Genomic DNA, 14,814 nt, shown 5'->3' with positions numbered 1-14,814 from the left:
CCGCCGTGATCACAGGTTGCGCAGCAGTACCGCAGGCTGTTCCACGCAGTCCGCCACATACCGCAGGAAACCGCCCGCCGTGCCGCCGTCGCACACCCGGTGGTCGAAGGTGAGCGAGAGCTGGACGACCTGCCGCACCGCCAGCTCGCCCTCGTGCACCCACGGTTTGGGGACGATACGGCCGACGCCGAGCATGGCGGCCTCGGGGTGGTTGATGATCGGCGTGGAACCGTCGACGCCGAACACCCCGTAGTTGTTGAGCGTGAAGGTGCCGCCGGTGAGGTCCCCGGGTGTGAGTGCCCCGGTCCGGGCGGCCTCGGTGAGCCGGGCGAACTCCGCGCTCAGTGCCTCCGCGTCCCGCGTGTGCGCGTCCCGTACGACGGGTACGACCAGCCCGCGCTCGGTCTGCGCGGCGAAGCCGAGGTGGACCCGGTCGAACCGGACGATCTCCCTCGCGTCCATGTCCACGCTGGAGTTGAGCTCGGGGAACCGGGCCAGCGCGGCCGTGCAGATCCTGGCGAGGAGGGCCAGCACGGAGATCTTGGGTCCACCGGCGGCGTTCATGGCCGCGCGGGCGCGCATCAGCTCCGTCGCGTCGGCGTCCACCCAGCAGGTCGCGTCGGGGATCTCGCGGCGGCTGCGGGAGAGCTTGTCGGCCACGGCGCCCCGGATGCCGCGGAGGGGCGTGCGGGTGACTCCGTCGGTGGGGGTCGCGGGCGCGGCCTGCGACTCGGGGAGCGTGGCCTTGGGGTCGGGGACCGTGGCCGGAGGCAGGAGTGTCGCTTCCTGGGCGGTCGCCTCCTGGGCCGCCGCCGCGCGGAGCGCCTGCTCGACGTCCGCCCGGAGAATCAGCCCGTCCCGTCCGGAACCCGTCAACTCCCGCAGTTCCAGGCCGTTCTCGCGGGCGAGTCGTCGTACGAGGGGTGAGATCACGGGTACGGGACCGTCGTCGCGACCGCCGGTCCCGGCGGCAGGAGCGGGGGCGGGGGCGTCCGCCACCGACGTCACGACATCCGCCGCCATCCGCCGTACCCTGCGCCGCCGCGCCGGAGGCGCCCCCGTGCCGTAGCCCACCAGCACGTTCCCCGAGCCCTCGGTCTCAGTCCCGACGTCGGAGGCCGGTGCCCCCACCGCGACCGTCAACAGCGGGGAACCCACAGGCAGTTCCGTGCCCTCCTCGCCGAAGCGGGCCGTGACGACACCGCCGTAGGGACATGGCACCTCGACCATCGCCTTGGCCGTCTCGACCTCGACGACGGGTTGGTCGATGGCGACGACGTCGCCGACCTCGACCAGCCAGCGCACGATCTCCGCCTCGGTGAGACCCTCGCCGAGGTCGGGGAGCTTGAACTCCAGCACCTGTGCCATCAGTTGTCCGCCTCCCACTGGAGCCGGCCCACGGCGTCCAGGATCCGGTCGACGCCGGGCAGATGGTGCCGCTCCAGCATCGGCGGCGGATACGGGATGTCGAACCCGGCGACGCGCAGCACCGGCGCCTCCAGGTGGTGGAAGCAGCGCTCGGTGACACGGGCCGCGATCTCGCCGCCGGGGCCGCCGTAGCCGCCCGACTCGTGCACGACGAGGGCGCGGCCGGTCCGCCGTACGGACGCGCAGACCGTCTCGTCGTCGAACGGGACCAGGGAGCGCAGGTCGACGACTTCGAGGTCCCAGCCCTCGGCCCGGGCGGCCTCGGCGGCTTCGAGGCAGGCGGGCAGGGACGGGCCGTAGGTGATGAGCGTGGCGCTGCGGCCGGGGCGGCGTACGACCGCGCGGCCGATCGGGTCGACGGATGTGGGCTCGTCGGGGTTCCAGGTGTCCTTCGACCAGTACAGGCGCTTGGGCTCCAGGAAGACGACCGGGTCGTCGGAGGCGATCGAGGCCCGTAGGAGTCCGTAGGCGTCGGCGACCGTCGCGGGGGTGACTACGTGGAGGCCCGGGGTCGCCATGTAGTAGGCCTCGGAGGAGTCGCTGTGGTGCTCGACGCCGCCGATGCCGCCGCCGTAGGGGACGCGGATGGTGATCGGGAGGGGCATGGCGCCGCGGGTGCGGTTGCGCATGCGGGAGACGTGGCTGATCAGTTGCTCGAACGCCGGGTAGGCGAAGGCGTCGAACTGCATCTCCACGACCGGGCGCAGGCCGTACATCGCCATGCCGACGGCCGTGCCGAGGATGCCCGCCTCGGCGAGGGGGGTGTCCGTGCAGCGGTCCTCGCCGAACTCCTTGGCGAGTCCGTCGGTGACCCGGAAGACGCCGCCGAGGGTGCCGACGTCCTCGCCCATGACGTGCACCGCGGGGTCGGCGGCCATGGCGTCGCGCAACGCGCGCGTGAGGGCCTGCGCCATGGTGGCGGGCTTGAGGGCGACGGTGGTCATGAGTGCGTCCCCTCCCGTTCGGCCGCCAGCTCCGCCGCCAACTGTTCGCGCTGTTCGCGCAGTTGGGGGGTGGGCTCGGCGTACACGTGGGCGAACAGGTCCATGGGGTCGAGCACCGGGTCCTGGTTCATGTGCGCGCGCAGTTCGGCCGCCATGGTCTCGGCGGCGTCGCGCGCGGCCTTGATGCCGTCCTCGTCGATGAGTCCGCGCTCGGTGAGTTCGTGCTCCAGGAGGGCGATCGGGTCGTGGGCGCGCCATGCCTCGACCTCGGTGTCGCCGCGGTAGCGCGTCGCGTCGTCGGCGTTGGTGTGGGCCTCGATGCGGTACGTGATGGCCTCGACGAGCGTGGGACCGCCGCCCTCGCGCGCGTGCCGTACGGCGTCGGCGAGGACGTCGTGCACGGCGACCGCGTCGTTGCCGTCGACGAGGCGGCCGGGCATGCCGTAGCCGACGGCCTTGTGGGCCAGGGAGGGGGCCGCGGTCTGCTTGGCGAGCGGTACCGAGATCGCGAAGCCGTTGTTCTGGACGAGGAAGACGACCGGGGCCTGCCAGACGGCGGCGAAGTTCAGCGCCTCGTGGAAGTCGCCCTCGCTGGTGCCGCCGTCGCCGACCAGGGCGAGGGCGACCACGTCGTCGCCCTTGAGGCGGGCCGCGTGGGCGAGGCCGACGGCGTGCGGGAGCTGGGTGGCGAGCGGGGTGCTCAGGGGGGCGACGCGGTGCTCGCGCGGGTCGTAGCCGGTGTGCCAGTCGCCGCGCAGCAGGGTGAGGGCCTGCACGGGGTCGAGGCCGCGGGCGACGGCTGCAAGGGTGTCGCGGTAGCTGGGGAAGAGCCAGTCCTGCTCCTGGAGGACCAGCGCGGCGGCGACCTCGCAGGCCTCCTGGCCGGTGGTGGAGGGGTACACGGCGAGCCGGCCCTGCTTGGTGAGGGCGGTGGCCTGCGCGTTGTACCGGCGGCCGCGCACCAGCTCGGCGTAGAGCCGGCGCAGCAGATCGGGGTCGGCCTGCGCGGCCGCCTCGGTGCCGAGCACGCGGTACGGCGCGGTGTCGGGCAGCAGCGGCGCGGGGTCCGTGCGCGGCTGCCAGGCGGGCGGCGGTGTGGGCCGGTACGCGCCCCGCTGCTCCATGACCGTCATGACGGCACCTCCTCGTGGGAGTGGCTCGGAGAGACGCGTCGGACGTGCCGCGCCTCCCTACCGATTGTTCGGTCGTCGGCACATTTTGGCTACAGGCACCTCCAGGCTGTGGACAAACGGTTCTCCACAACCTGAAATGAACGCAGTACGTCCATGGTAGGGAGGCGGGGGGACATGGCACCTGAACAAATGGCCGAAGGCCCGGAGGCGGGCAACGCCCCGCCGCCGCGTCCGCTGGACGCCATTGATCAGGACATCCTGCAGATGCTCCAGGCGGACGGCCGCGCGTCGATAAGGTCGGTCGCCGAACGGGTGCACGTCTCGCGCGCCAACGCCTACGCGCGGATCAACCGGCTCATCGAGGACGGTGTCATCCGCGGCTTCGGCGCCCGGGTCGACCATGAACGCGCCGGTCAGGGCACGTCTGCGTACATCACTCTGAAGATCGTGCAGAACTCCTGGCGCACGGTCCGCGAGCAGCTGAGACTCCTCCCGGGGGCCTCGCACATCGCGCTGGTGGGCGGCGACTTCGACGTCCTGCTGCTGGTGCACACGCCGGACAACCGGGCGCTGCGCGAGCTGGTGCTCACCCGGCTCCAGGCGATCCCCGAGGTGCTCAGCTCGCGCACGCTGCTGGTCTTCGAGGAGGAGGACCTGGAGCCCCAGGGCTGACCCGCTAGGCCGGGTTGCGCAGCCCGGAGAAGACCAACTGGGCCACCGCGTCGGTCACTTCGCGCTCGCCCATGCCCCGCGCGTCGGGCCGGTACCACTCCACGATGGAGTTGATCATCCCGAAGACGAGCCGGGTCGCGAGCCGCACCTCCACGTCACCGCGCAGATCGCCGTCGGCCGCCGCGGCCTTCAGCAGGTCGGCCACCCGGTGGTCGAAGTCCCGCCGCCGCTCCAGGGCCCACCGCTCGGTGTCGGTGTTGCCGCGCACCCGCAGCAGCAGCGTCACGTACGGCAGTTCGGAGGTCAGCACCTCGACCATCCGCCGCACGACGTACTCCAGCCGCTCGACGGCGCGCCCCACGCGCGCGTGCTCCTCGTCGAGGATCCCGAAGAGACCGTCCAGGGCGCGGCTGACCGCGCGGCGGAGCAGTTCCTCCTTGCCGGTGACGTGGTGGTAGATCGACGACTTGGAGATACCGGCCGCCTTGGCGAGGTGCTCCATGGAGGTGCCGTCGTAGCCGCGCTCGATGAAGACCTGGACGGCGACGTTGAGCAGGGTCTCCGGGGTGTACGTGTCGCGCTTGGCGGTGGTCATGGGGTGCCCTCCCGCTTCTCGGTGGCGTACGCGTGGCGGTAGAGCGCCAGGGACGGCGCGTACCGTCCCGACGGATCACGCAGGTGCAGGTCGTCCAGCAGGTCGTAGGCCCAGCTGCGGCCGAGCCTGCGGCTCCATTCGAACGGACCCAGAGGGTAGTTGACACCCAGGCGCATCGCGGTGTCGACGTCCTCCTCGGTGGCGACGCCCTTGGCGACGGCGTCGTGCGCCAGGTCGACGATCCGGGCCACCGTGCGGGCGACGATCATCCCGGGGGCGTCGCCCACGACGCTGACGTTCTTGCCGAGCGCCTGGAAGAGGCCGATCGCCTCGGAGAGGGTCCCTGACGCGGTGTCCTGGGAGGCGGACAGGGCGATGCGGCCGGCCCTGCGGTAGTCGAGGGCGAGGTCGAAGTAGACGACGTCCCGGAACTCCACGGAGGTCTGTCCGTCGGCGAGCGCCAGCTGACCGCCGCCGGGCAGCACCATCCGGGTGCCGTGGTCCTCTTCCTCCTCGCGGACGACGATGCCCGCCTCGCGGATCAGCGCGACCAGCTCTGCGGCGGGGCCCAGGTCGCCCTCCACGACGACGTACGCGGGCGCCTGGGCCGGTTCCGCGGTGTGCGGCTCGGGCAGCTCGGCGTCGTCCCCGTGGTCGTACCAGCCGTGTCCGGTCTTGCGGCCGAGGCGGCCGGACTCGACCAGGCGGCGCTGCGCGAGGGAGGGCGTGAAGCGCACGTCCTGGAAGAAGGACTGCCACACGGAGTGGGTGACGGCCTCGTTGACGTCCTGCCCGATGAGGTCGGTCAGTTCGAAGGCGCCCATCTTGAAGCCGCCGGACTCGCGCAGGACGGCGTCGATGGTGGCCGGGTCGGCGGCCTGTGCCTCGTAGACCGCGAAGGCCTCGGCGTAGAAAGGCCGGGCGATGCGGTTGACGATGAATCCAGGGGTGTCGGCGCAGGCCACGGGGGTCTTGCCCCAGGCGCGGGACATCTCGTACGCGCGCGTGGCCGACGAGACGTCGGTGGCGAACCCGGAGACGACCTCGACGAGCGGCAGCAGCGGCGCCGGGTTGAAGAAGTGCAGGCCGACGAAGCGGCCGGGGTTGCGCAGGGCGGCGCCGATGGCCGTCACCGACAGGGACGAGGTGTTGGTGGCGAGCAGACAGTCCTCGCCGACGATGTCCTCCAGGTCGCGCATCAGCTGCTGCTTGACGTCCAGCCGCTCCAGCACGGCCTCGACGACGAGGGTGCAGTCCGCGAGGTCGGGCAGGGCCTCGGCGGGCAGCAGACGGGCGTGTGCGGCGTCCCGGTCGGCGGCGGTGAGCCGGTCCTTCTCGACCAGCCGGTCGAGCCGGGCGCCGATCGCGGCGGTCGCGTCCCGGGCCCGCCCGGGGACTGCGTCGTACAGCCGTACGACGTGGCCCGCGGTCAGCGCGACCTGGGCGATGCCCTGGCCCATGGTGCCGGTGCCGACGACGGCCACGGGGCTGCTGAGGTCGAGTGCTGTCATGTGCGCGATCCTCCCGCACAGGGTTTTCCACAGATGCGGCGGACCCCCTTGTCCCGACCGATCGTTCGGTTACTCTAACTCTGACTGCCAGTTTCCGCCCAAGTCTCTGCCCAGGTCATGAGCTCGCAGACGAGTTCTTGAAACGAGGAGTTGGTCCCGCATGGCCGCCGAACTGACCGCGCCCGAGCTGATCGCCCGGCACCGGCCGACACTCGACCAGGCGCTGGAAGCGATCCGCACACGCGCGTACTGGTCCCCGCACCCCGAGCACCCCAAGGCCTACGGTGAGCACGGCAGCCTGGACGCGGCGGCGGGCAAGGCCGCCTTCGACGCCGTCCTGGGCACCCGCCTCGACCTCCGCCAGCCCGGCACGGACGACTGGGTGGGCGGCGAAGTGTCGCCGTACGGCATCGAGTTGGGCGTGACGTACCCGCACGCGGACCTCGACGTCCTGCTGCCGGCCATGCGCGCCGGGCAGCGGGCGTGGCGGTACGCGGGCGCGGAGGCGCGTGCCGTGGCCTCCATCGAGATCCTCAAGCGGATCAGCGACCGGACGCACGAGTTCGCGCACGCGGTCATGCACACCAGCGGCCAGGCCTTCATGATGGCGTTCCAGGCGGGCGGCCCGCACGCCCAGGACCGCGGCCTGGAGGCGGTGGCGTACGCGTACGCGGAGCAGGTCCGCACCCCCTCCGTCGCGGAGTGGACCAAGCCGCAGGGCAAGCGCGACCCGCTCGTGATGAACAAGCAGTTCACGCCGGTGCCGCGCGGGACCGCCCTGGTCATCGGCTGCAACACCTTCCCGACGTGGAACGGCTATCCGGGCCTGTTCGCCTCCCTCGCCACCGGCAACGCGGTCCTGGTGAAGCCCCACCCGCGCGCGGTGCTGCCGCTCGCGCTCACGGTGCGGATCGCCCGCGAGGTGCTCACCGAGGCCGGCTTCGACCCGAACCTGGTGGCGCTGGCCGCCGAGCGTCCCGGCGAGGGCATCGCCAAGGCGCTGGCCACCCGCCCCGAGATCCGGATCATCGACTACACGGGGTCGACGGGCTTCGGCGACTGGCTGGAGGCCAACGCCCGCCAGGCGCAGGTCTACACGGAGAAGGCCGGCGTCAACACGGTCGTCGTGGAGTCGACCGACGACTACAAGGGGATGCTGTCCAACCTGGCGTTCTCCCTGTCGCTGTACAGCGGCCAGATGTGCACGACCCCGCAGAACCTGCTGATCCCCCGGGACGGCATCGTCACCGACCAGGGCCCCAAGTCCTTCGACGAGGTGGTCGCCGACCTCGCGCGGTCCGTGGACGGTCTTCTCGGCGACGACGCGCGCGCGAACGGCCTGCTCGGCGCACTGGTCAACCCGGACGTGAAGGCCCGCCTGGAGGCGGCCGCCGGCCTGGGTGAAGTCGCCCTCGCCTCACGGGAGATCACCAACCCGGAGTTCCCGGACGCGGTCGTCCGTACCCCGGTGATCGTGAAGCTGGACGGTGCGAAGCCGGACGACGAGGCCGCCTACATGAGCGAGTGCTTCGGGCCGGTGTCCTTCGCCGTCGCGGTCGACTCGGCCTCCGACGCGGTGGAGCTGCTGCGGCGGACGGTGCGGGAGAAGGGGGCGATGACTGTCGGGGCGTACACGACTGACGCCGGGGTTGAGGCTGCGGTTGAGGAGGTCTGCCTTGAGGAGGCCGCCCAGTTGTCGCTGAACCTGACGGGTGGGGTGTTCGTCAATCAGACTGCCGCGTTCTCCGACTTCCACGGGTCGGGTGGCAACCCGGCTGCCAATGCGGCGCTGTGTGATGGGGCGTTTGTCGCCAATCGGTTCCGGGTCGTCGAGGTTCGTCGGGACGCCTGAGAGCTCGGGGGTTCGGTGTCTGCGCGAGTGCCGGTTCGTTGTGGCTTGTCGCGCCCACGCGGCGGAGCCGCATATCGACACAGCCCCGCGCCCCTAAAGGGGCGCTGCAGTGGACGTGCTCCAGTGGTAAAGGGTCATGGCCACGCTCGTCGCCAGGTTGTAGCTGGAGACCTGGGGGCGCATTGGGAGAGACACCAAGTGGTCGGTGCGGGCGCGTAGTTCGGCGGAGAGGCCGCTGCGCTCTGAGCCGAAGGCGAGGACGGCGTCGTCCGGGAGCTTCAGGGCCCGGATGTCGTCGCCCTCCGGGTCGAGGGCGAACACCGGGCCAGGGGGCAGTTCTGCCACGGTCAGCCGCTCCACGGCGGTCGCGTAGTGCAGGCCGGCGCCGGCGCGCACGACCGTGGGATGCCAGGGGTCGAGCGTCCCGGTGGTGACCACCCCGGTCACCCCGAAACCGGCGGCGAGCCGGATCACGGCCCCGGCGTTGCCCAGGTTGCGCGGGTTGTCGAGGACGACGACGGGCGCGGTGCGGGGCGTGTGCGCGAGCTTCTGGAGATTGCCCTCGCGCGCGGGACGTACGGCCAGGGCTGCCACTGCGGTGGGGTGCGGGCGCGGCACGAAGGACCGGTACGTGTCCTCCGGTACCTCCGTCAGCAACACGTCCAGGGTGTCCCGTACGTCGGGGGCCAGGTCGTCGGCGAGGGCGAGGGCCGCCCGCCGGTCCGTGGTGACCGCCATGGGGACCTCGGCCCCGAAGCGCAGCGCGTGCTTGAGGGCGTGGAAGCCGTCGAGCAGCACGGAGATTTCGGCTAGCCGGTGCCAGGTGGCTGCGGCGGGGGCGGTCATGGGGTGCAGCCTACGTGGGTGCGGCGCGGCCGAAGCGGGTGCGTGCACCCGGGCTCCGCGGGTGCGCTGCGACCTGTGCGGCTGTGCTTCGCGGCCCCGTGGGCGCGTGCCTGGCCTCGTTGAGCGGGCCGTGGCCCTCTCTGCCTACGTCGGTGTGCTCGGAGTCGTCCGGGGCGCGGGGCTCCCCTGGGTACCAGGGTCCTCCGGTGCTGCGCCCGAATCCTCGGGGCGCCGACGCGGCGGCGTGGGGGCGCCCTCGGGGCGCGTCGTAGAACCACCGGGTACGGAGGACGCCGTAGGACCGGCCGCGGAGGACACCGTAGAACCGCTCTCCGGGAGTGAGGCGGAGCCATCCCCTTCGGGGAGCAGCACTGGGCCGCCTGCGGAGAACACCCGCCCACGCGCGCGTGCCGCCCACCCGCCGAGCTTCCGCAGGAACGACGTCGGCAGGAAGACCGCGTCCGTCGCGATCATCGCCAGGGAGAAGAACGGCAGCCCCAGGAGCACGGCGATCACGGCGTGCTCGGTCATCATCAGGGCCAGCAGGACGTTCTTGACGCGTCGGTTGAAGAGCGTGAACGGGAAGGCGACCTGGACGATCACGGTCCCGTAGGTCACGAGCATGACCATCGTGCCGTTGCCTGCCAGCAGGTCGGCGAGGGCGGGCCAGGGGGAGAAGTAGTCCAGGTGGAGCGGATAGTAGACGGCCGTGCCGTCCTGCCAGCGGGAACCCTGGATCTTGTACCAGCCGGCCGTCGCGTAGATCAGACAGGCCTCGCTCGCGATCACGAACAGCGCGCCGTTGTGGATCACGTTCGCGACGATGTCGAGCAGCACCCGGGGCTCGTACGACTTCGCGTACCGCCCGATGACCCACCACAGGGCCTGCGCCAGCCAGACGCCCCACAGGAGCGCGGGCACGAACCAGTCGCTGTCGAACCGGCCCCCCGCGGTCACCGCGACGAGCACCGCGCCGAGGACGACCCACAGGACGGGTCCGACCCGGTCGGAAATCCACTCCCCACGCGCGCGTGCCTCCCGCGTACGCGCGGCCCGGCGCGCGTCCAGGGACCAGACCTGGCCGCAGCGGGTGAACACCAGGTACAGGGACATCAGGTGCAGGACGTTGTCGCCGCCGTCGCCCATGAAGACGCTGCGGTTCTGCAGAGAGAGCACGCCGACCATGAAGAGCACGGACATCGTGCGTGTGCGCCAGCCCAGCAGCAGCAGGACGCTCGCCAGCACGGCCAGCGCGTACACCGCCTCGAACCAGAACTGCCCGTCCCACCACATCAGGGCCGTGAACGCGCCGTTGTCCGCGATCAGTTGGCGGGCCAGGTCCCAGCTCCACGGTCCGTCGGGGCCGTAGAGCTCCTGGCGGTGGGGCAGTTCGCGGAGCAGGAACAGCAGCCAGGTGCCGGCGAAGCCGATGCGGATCACGGCGCTCTGGTAGGGGCCGAGGGCCGACTCGGTGACGCGGGCGATGCCTCGGGACACCGACAGGGCGAAACCGTTCACCGGACGCCTCCCGCGGCCTCGTCCGCCGGGACCGGCCACCAGGGCAGCAGGCGGTACTGGGGGGTGGTCGACACCTGCTCGTCACTCCACTCGGGCGGGGGCACGTTGGTGGTGCGGGAGCGGACCTGGACGCGCTGGACGGCGCCGCCCTTTCCGGCCGCGTCGTCCCGGTCCAGACGCAGCACGACGATGCGCCGCAGATACGTCTCCGCGAGCGTGCCGCGCAGGCCGATCGGACGGTTGTTGTTGTCGTGCGTGGCGGTGAGGAAGTCCCAAGCCCGGCGCAGTTCGTTCTGCTCGGTGTGGCTCGGCAGCAGATTGCCGTCGATGGCCGCGCCGTCCTCGGCCGACAGGTCGTACCAGCCGGTCGTACGGGTCGTGCCGTCCGCGGTACGGACGTCGGCGCGCACCTGGACCTCGATGTTCTGCTGCAACGGGTTCGGCGCGAAGAGCTTCCAGTTCTGCTCGAACTCCGGGTAGATCCATTCGTCGATCGCCTTGCCGTGCTGCTTCGTCACCGTGTTCGACGGCGCGACGTGCAGGAAGACCATCCCGAGATGGACGAGCGCGGCCACCGCGACGACCGCGACCGCCAGCGCGGCACCGACCTGATAGCGCAGGGACAGCGCGGCGACGCCGATACGGGCGTCGGGGTACGCGGGGACGGCGGTGGGGGCGTCCGCGGGGTCGTACGACGGCTGCGGCTGCGCCTGTGGCTCGGGCGGCGGCGGATGAGGGGGCTGCTGCGCGGGCACATGCGGCCAGCTGGAGGCGGCGGGCGGGTGCGGGGCCTCCAGAGCGGCAGGCGGGCGTCGGCCGTCGGAGGAAGCAGGCGGGCGTCGGCCGTCGGAGGAAGCAGGCGGGCGTGGGCCCGCAGGTACGGCTGGCGTGCCTGGCCCCTCGTCGGAGGCAGGCGTCCGCTCGCCTTCCTCGGGGGCGTTCGAGCCTCCGTCGTTCGCGTCCATTCCGCCCCGTTTCCGAATCCCGTCCGTCCATCGGCCACCGTCCACCGCGCCCGCCCGGCCGCGGCCCGGCGCCGCTCCACGCCTATCACTCCCCGGCGCCGCACGGAACGGTACTCAGGGGCACGCCCCGGGCACAGTCCTCTGCCTCACCGGCCACACAGGTTGTCCACAGCGGCTGCCCGCAGGTTATCCACAGCCGTTGACACCTCTCCTCGGCGCATCCCACCATTGAATCCCCGAACCGAACGATCGGTCGCCCGGCGACCCTGCGACCGCATGCCGAACGACCCTCGACCGCCAGTACATACCCCCGTAGTGCATACCCCGGAGGTGCGCCCGTTCCCTTCTTCTAGAACCTGTTCTATCTTGACGCTCCGTCAGATCTGGTCGGACGTCCGGCTGTTGGCCGGTGCGCGCGTGCGAGAGGGCAGGGACCGTGGACTTCACCTTCAGCGAGGAGCAGCAGGCGGCGGCCGAGGCGGCGGCGGGGGTGTTCGCCGATGTCGCGCCGGACGGTGTGCCCAGTCCGGCCGACACCACGGGCGCCGTGGCCGACGACTTCGACCGCGCGCTGTGGGCCAGGCTCGCCGAGGCGGACCTGCTGAGCCTGCTGCTCGACGAGTCGTACGGCGGCGCGGGGCTGGACGCGATCGCCCTGTGCCTGGTGCTGCGGGAGTCTGCGAAGGTGCTGGCCAGGGTGCCGCTCCTGGAGAGCAGCGCGGCCGCGGCGACCGTACAGGCCTACGGCGGCGAGGAGTTGAGGTCCGCTCTGCTCACCCGGGCCGGCCGCGGCGACCTCGTGCTGACCGTCGCCGCGCACGGACGTACAGGCCACGACCCGGCCGAACTCGCCGTAACGGCACGGCGGGACGGTGACCGGTGGGTGCTGGACGGGGTGCAGACCGCGGTGCCGTGGGCGCACAACGCGGACCTGGTCGTCGTCCCGGCGCACACGGACGCCGGCCGGACCGTCCTCGCGCTGGTCTCCCCGGACCGCGAAGGCGTCGTCCTCGCCGAGCAGATCTCCACCACGGGCGAGCGGCTCGGCGAACTGCGCCTGGATTCCGTGCCGATCGCGAGGGTCGACGTCATCGACGCCGACGGCGCCTGGGAGTGGCTGCGGGACCTGCTGACCGCCGGCACCTGCGCGCTGGCCCTCGGCCTGGGCACCGCCGTGCTCCGCATGACCGGCGAATACACCAGCAGGCGCGAGCAGTTCGGGTTCCCCGTCGCGACCTTCCAGGCCGTCGCCGTACAGGCCGCCGACCGCTACATCGACCTGCGCGCGATGGAGGCCACCCTGTGGCAGGCCGCGTGGCGGATCGCCTCGGGGGCATCGGGCGCACTGCCCGCCGCCGCGGACCTGGCCGTGGCCAAGATCTGGGCGGCGGAGGGGGTACGACGGGTCGTGCAGACGGCGCAGCATCTGCACGGAGGGTTCGGCGCCGACACCGAATATCCCCTGCACCGGTACCACTCCTGGGCCAAGCACCTGGAGCTGTCGCTCGGCCCGGCGGCGGCACACGAGGAGGCGCTGGGGGATCTGCTGGCGGCCCATCCGCTGGGCTGAACCCGGCCCGCGCCCACCGCAGCTACAGCTACAGCTACAGCTACAGCACGAAACCCGGCTGGCCCTCGTCCGTGACGACGGGTCGGCCCGCGGCGGCCCACACCTGCATGCCGCCGTCGACGTTCACGGCGTCGATGCCCTGCTGGGCCAGGTACATCGTGACCTGGGCCGAACGCCCGCCGGAGCGGCAGATCACATGGACCCTGCCGTCCTGCGGCGCCGCCTCGGTCAACTCGCCGTACCGGGCGACGAATTCACTGATGGGGATGTGCAGCGCCCCCGTGGCGTGACCCGCCTGCCACTCGTCGTCCTCGCGGACGTCCAGCAGGAAGTCGCCGTCCTTGAGGTCTCCGACCTCGACCGTGGGCACACCAGTTCCGAAACTCATGCCCCGACGCTACCCGACGGGCCTTCCGACGCGTGCGGCTGCGAGAGCAGGTTCGCCAGCTCCGCCTCCCGCTCGGCGACCTGGGCGAGCAACTGCTCGGCGATCTCGTCGAGGAGACTGTCCGGGTCGTCCGGGGCGATGCGGAGCATGGAGCCGATGGCGCCCTCCTCCAGCTCGCGGGCGACGAGGGTGAGGAGTTCCTTGCGGTGGGCGAGCCATTCGAGGCGGGCGTAGAGCTCCTCGCTGGGGCTCGGGCCGCGCTCCGCCGGGGCCGGTCCGGCGGCCCACTCCTCGGCCAGCTCGCGCAGCAGCGGGGCGTCACCGCGGCTGTAGGCGGCGTTGACCCGGGTGATGAACTCCTCGCGCCGCTTGCGCTCGTCGTCGTCCTGCGCCAGGTCGGGGTGGGCCTTGCGGGCCAGCTCGCGGTAGAGCTTGCGGGCCTCCTCGCTGGGGCGCACCCGCTGCGGGGGCCGGACCGGCTGGTCCGTGAGCATCGCCTCGGCCTCCGGGAACAGGCCGCTGCCGTCCATCCAGCCGTGGAACAGCTCCTCGACCGCGGGCATCGGCATCACCCGGGCCCGCGCCTCGTCCGCCTTGCGGATGTCCTCAGGGTTACCCGTGCGTGCGGCCAGGGCCTCGGCGATCCGTGCGTCCAGTTCGTCGAGGCGGGTGTACATCGGGCCGAGCTTCTGGTGGTGCAGCCGGGAGAAGTTCTCGACCTCGATGCGGAAGGTGTCCACCGCGATCTCGTACTCGATCAACGCCTGCTCGGCGGCGCGCACGGCCCGCTCCAGCCGCTCCTCGGGCCGCGGGGCGGCAGCGTCCGCGGGGTGGGCGGAGTCAGCCGGGTGGGCGGAGTCAGCCAGGTGGGCGTCGGATGGGCCGGCGTCGGCCGCACGAACGTCGGCCTGAGGGGAGTTGACCTCAGGGGCTTCGGCCGCACCGCCCTCGGTGCCCTCGCTTACGGAACCGTCGCCCGCCACGGCTCCGGCGGCGGACGGCACCTCGGCACCCGTCTGCTCCGGCACCGGTTCACCAACGGGTGCGGACTGGGACTGCTCAGCTTCCGGGGTCGTCACCCGCCCAGCGTAGGCCACGGCCCGACGGGCTACGGGGCATCGGTTGCGCTGGGGCCTTGTGGACCACGGGTGACCTCGGGTGACCTCGCCGACGGTGGGGCATCGGCTGTGGTGGCAGTGCCTCGGTCGGCACGTCGGCTGCGCTGCCCGTGCGTTGTGAACGAACGGGTCATGGCACCGCCGGTGCGCGTCTCGCCCGGCGACGGGCTGTCCGAGGTCCCTCACCCCGATCAGCTCCCCCACCCGCGATCACAGCGGGCACCCGCTCCCCGCTCCCGCTAGCCGCTTCCGGCACCCGGCACCCGGCACCCAA

13 protein-coding genes are annotated in these 14,814 nt (G+C 72.0%); 3 read left to right on the top strand and 10 right to left on the bottom strand.

Going from position 1 to position 14,814, the window contains the following annotated elements:
* Positions 1-9 precede the first annotated feature (9 nt).
* From ACGFY9_RS00935 to pdhA, 3 genes are read right to left on the bottom strand one after another with little or no spacing between them, the layout of a single operon-like run.
* Entirely contained in the window at positions 10-1,368 is a 1,359-nt protein-coding gene (locus ACGFY9_RS00935; protein WP_393750624.1) for a dihydrolipoamide acetyltransferase family protein, read from the bottom strand.
* On the bottom strand, positions 1,368-2,372 hold the full coding sequence (locus ACGFY9_RS00930; protein ID WP_393750622.1) for an alpha-ketoacid dehydrogenase subunit beta: 1,005 nt from the start codon (positions 2,370-2,372) through the stop codon (positions 1,368-1,370). Before ACGFY9_RS00930 ends, ACGFY9_RS00935 begins: the two co-directional genes overlap by 1 nt.
* The gene (gene pdhA, locus ACGFY9_RS00925) at positions 2,369-3,505 is read right to left on the bottom strand and encodes a pyruvate dehydrogenase (acetyl-transferring) E1 component subunit alpha (RefSeq protein ID WP_393750620.1); all 1,137 of its coding nucleotides are present in this window, start codon (positions 3,503-3,505) and stop codon (positions 2,369-2,371) included. The genes ACGFY9_RS00930 and pdhA overlap by 4 nt, the downstream gene beginning before the upstream one ends.
* 174 nt (positions 3,506-3,679) lie before the next feature.
* Here pdhA and ACGFY9_RS00920 point away from each other — a divergent pair, with 174 nt between their 5' ends.
* On the top strand, positions 3,680-4,177 hold the full coding sequence (locus ACGFY9_RS00920; protein WP_393750618.1) for an Lrp/AsnC family transcriptional regulator: 498 nt from the start codon (positions 3,680-3,682) through the stop codon (positions 4,175-4,177).
* 4 nt (positions 4,178-4,181) lie between these two features.
* Here the strand turns inward: ACGFY9_RS00920 and ACGFY9_RS00915 are convergent, their stop codons facing one another.
* Together ACGFY9_RS00915 and ACGFY9_RS00910 are read right to left on the bottom strand one after the other, a co-directional pair.
* Positions 4,182-4,772, bottom strand: coding sequence for a TetR/AcrR family transcriptional regulator (locus ACGFY9_RS00915; protein ID WP_033285369.1), 591 nt, complete (start codon positions 4,770-4,772; stop codon positions 4,182-4,184).
* Positions 4,769-6,283, bottom strand: coding sequence for a 3-hydroxyacyl-CoA dehydrogenase (locus ACGFY9_RS00910; protein WP_393750616.1), 1,515 nt, complete (start codon positions 6,281-6,283; stop codon positions 4,769-4,771). Before ACGFY9_RS00910 ends, ACGFY9_RS00915 begins: the two co-directional genes overlap by 4 nt.
* A 160-nt stretch (positions 6,284-6,443) precedes the next feature.
* Between ACGFY9_RS00910 and paaN the strand changes: the two genes are divergently transcribed.
* Entirely contained in the window at positions 6,444-8,135 is a 1,692-nt protein-coding gene (paaN, locus tag ACGFY9_RS00905) for a phenylacetic acid degradation protein PaaN (protein ID WP_393750614.1), read from the top strand.
* Positions 8,136-8,228: 93 nt separating this feature from the next.
* On the opposite strand, the gene ACGFY9_RS00900 is transcribed toward paaN, so the two are convergent.
* The 3 genes from ACGFY9_RS00900 to ACGFY9_RS00890 all read right to left on the bottom strand — a co-directional run bounded on the left by ACGFY9_RS00900 (position 8,229) and on the right by ACGFY9_RS00890 (position 11,464).
* The gene (locus tag ACGFY9_RS00900; RefSeq protein WP_393750612.1) at positions 8,229-8,981 is read right to left on the bottom strand and encodes a TrmH family RNA methyltransferase; all 753 of its coding nucleotides are present in this window, start codon (positions 8,979-8,981) and stop codon (positions 8,229-8,231) included.
* A gap of 144 nt (positions 8,982-9,125) precedes the next feature.
* Entirely contained in the window at positions 9,126-10,499 is a 1,374-nt protein-coding gene (locus tag ACGFY9_RS00895; RefSeq protein WP_393750610.1) for an HTTM domain-containing protein, read from the bottom strand.
* Positions 10,496-11,464, bottom strand: coding sequence for a DUF5819 family protein (locus ACGFY9_RS00890; RefSeq protein ID WP_393750608.1), 969 nt, complete (start codon positions 11,462-11,464; stop codon positions 10,496-10,498). Before ACGFY9_RS00890 ends, ACGFY9_RS00895 begins: the two co-directional genes overlap by 4 nt.
* Positions 11,465-11,900: 436 nt before the next feature.
* Between ACGFY9_RS00890 and ACGFY9_RS00885 the strand changes: the two genes are divergently transcribed.
* Complete coding sequence (locus tag ACGFY9_RS00885; protein WP_393750606.1) at positions 11,901-13,034, top strand: acyl-CoA dehydrogenase family protein; 1,134 nt, start codon at positions 11,901-11,903, stop codon at positions 13,032-13,034.
* Positions 13,035-13,074: 40 nt separating this feature from the next.
* On the opposite strand, the gene ACGFY9_RS00880 is transcribed toward ACGFY9_RS00885, so the two are convergent.
* Together ACGFY9_RS00880 and ACGFY9_RS00875 are read right to left on the bottom strand one after the other, a co-directional pair.
* A complete protein-coding gene (locus ACGFY9_RS00880; protein ID WP_043675918.1) occupies positions 13,075-13,404 on the bottom strand; it encodes a rhodanese-like domain-containing protein in 330 nt (109 codons plus the stop codon).
* 14 nt (positions 13,405-13,418) lie between these two features.
* Complete coding sequence (locus tag ACGFY9_RS00875; protein ID WP_393750605.1) at positions 13,419-14,501, bottom strand: hypothetical protein; 1,083 nt, start codon at positions 14,499-14,501, stop codon at positions 13,419-13,421.
* Positions 14,502-14,814: the final 313 nt, after the last annotated feature.

Origin of the sequence: Streptomyces sp. NPDC048504, assembly GCF_043200035.1 — a bacterium.
GTDB lineage: Bacteria > Actinomycetota > Actinomycetes > Streptomycetales > Streptomycetaceae > Streptomyces.
The sequence above is the reverse complement of the archived record's forward strand: the minus strand, read 5'-3'. Positions and strand labels throughout refer to the sequence as shown.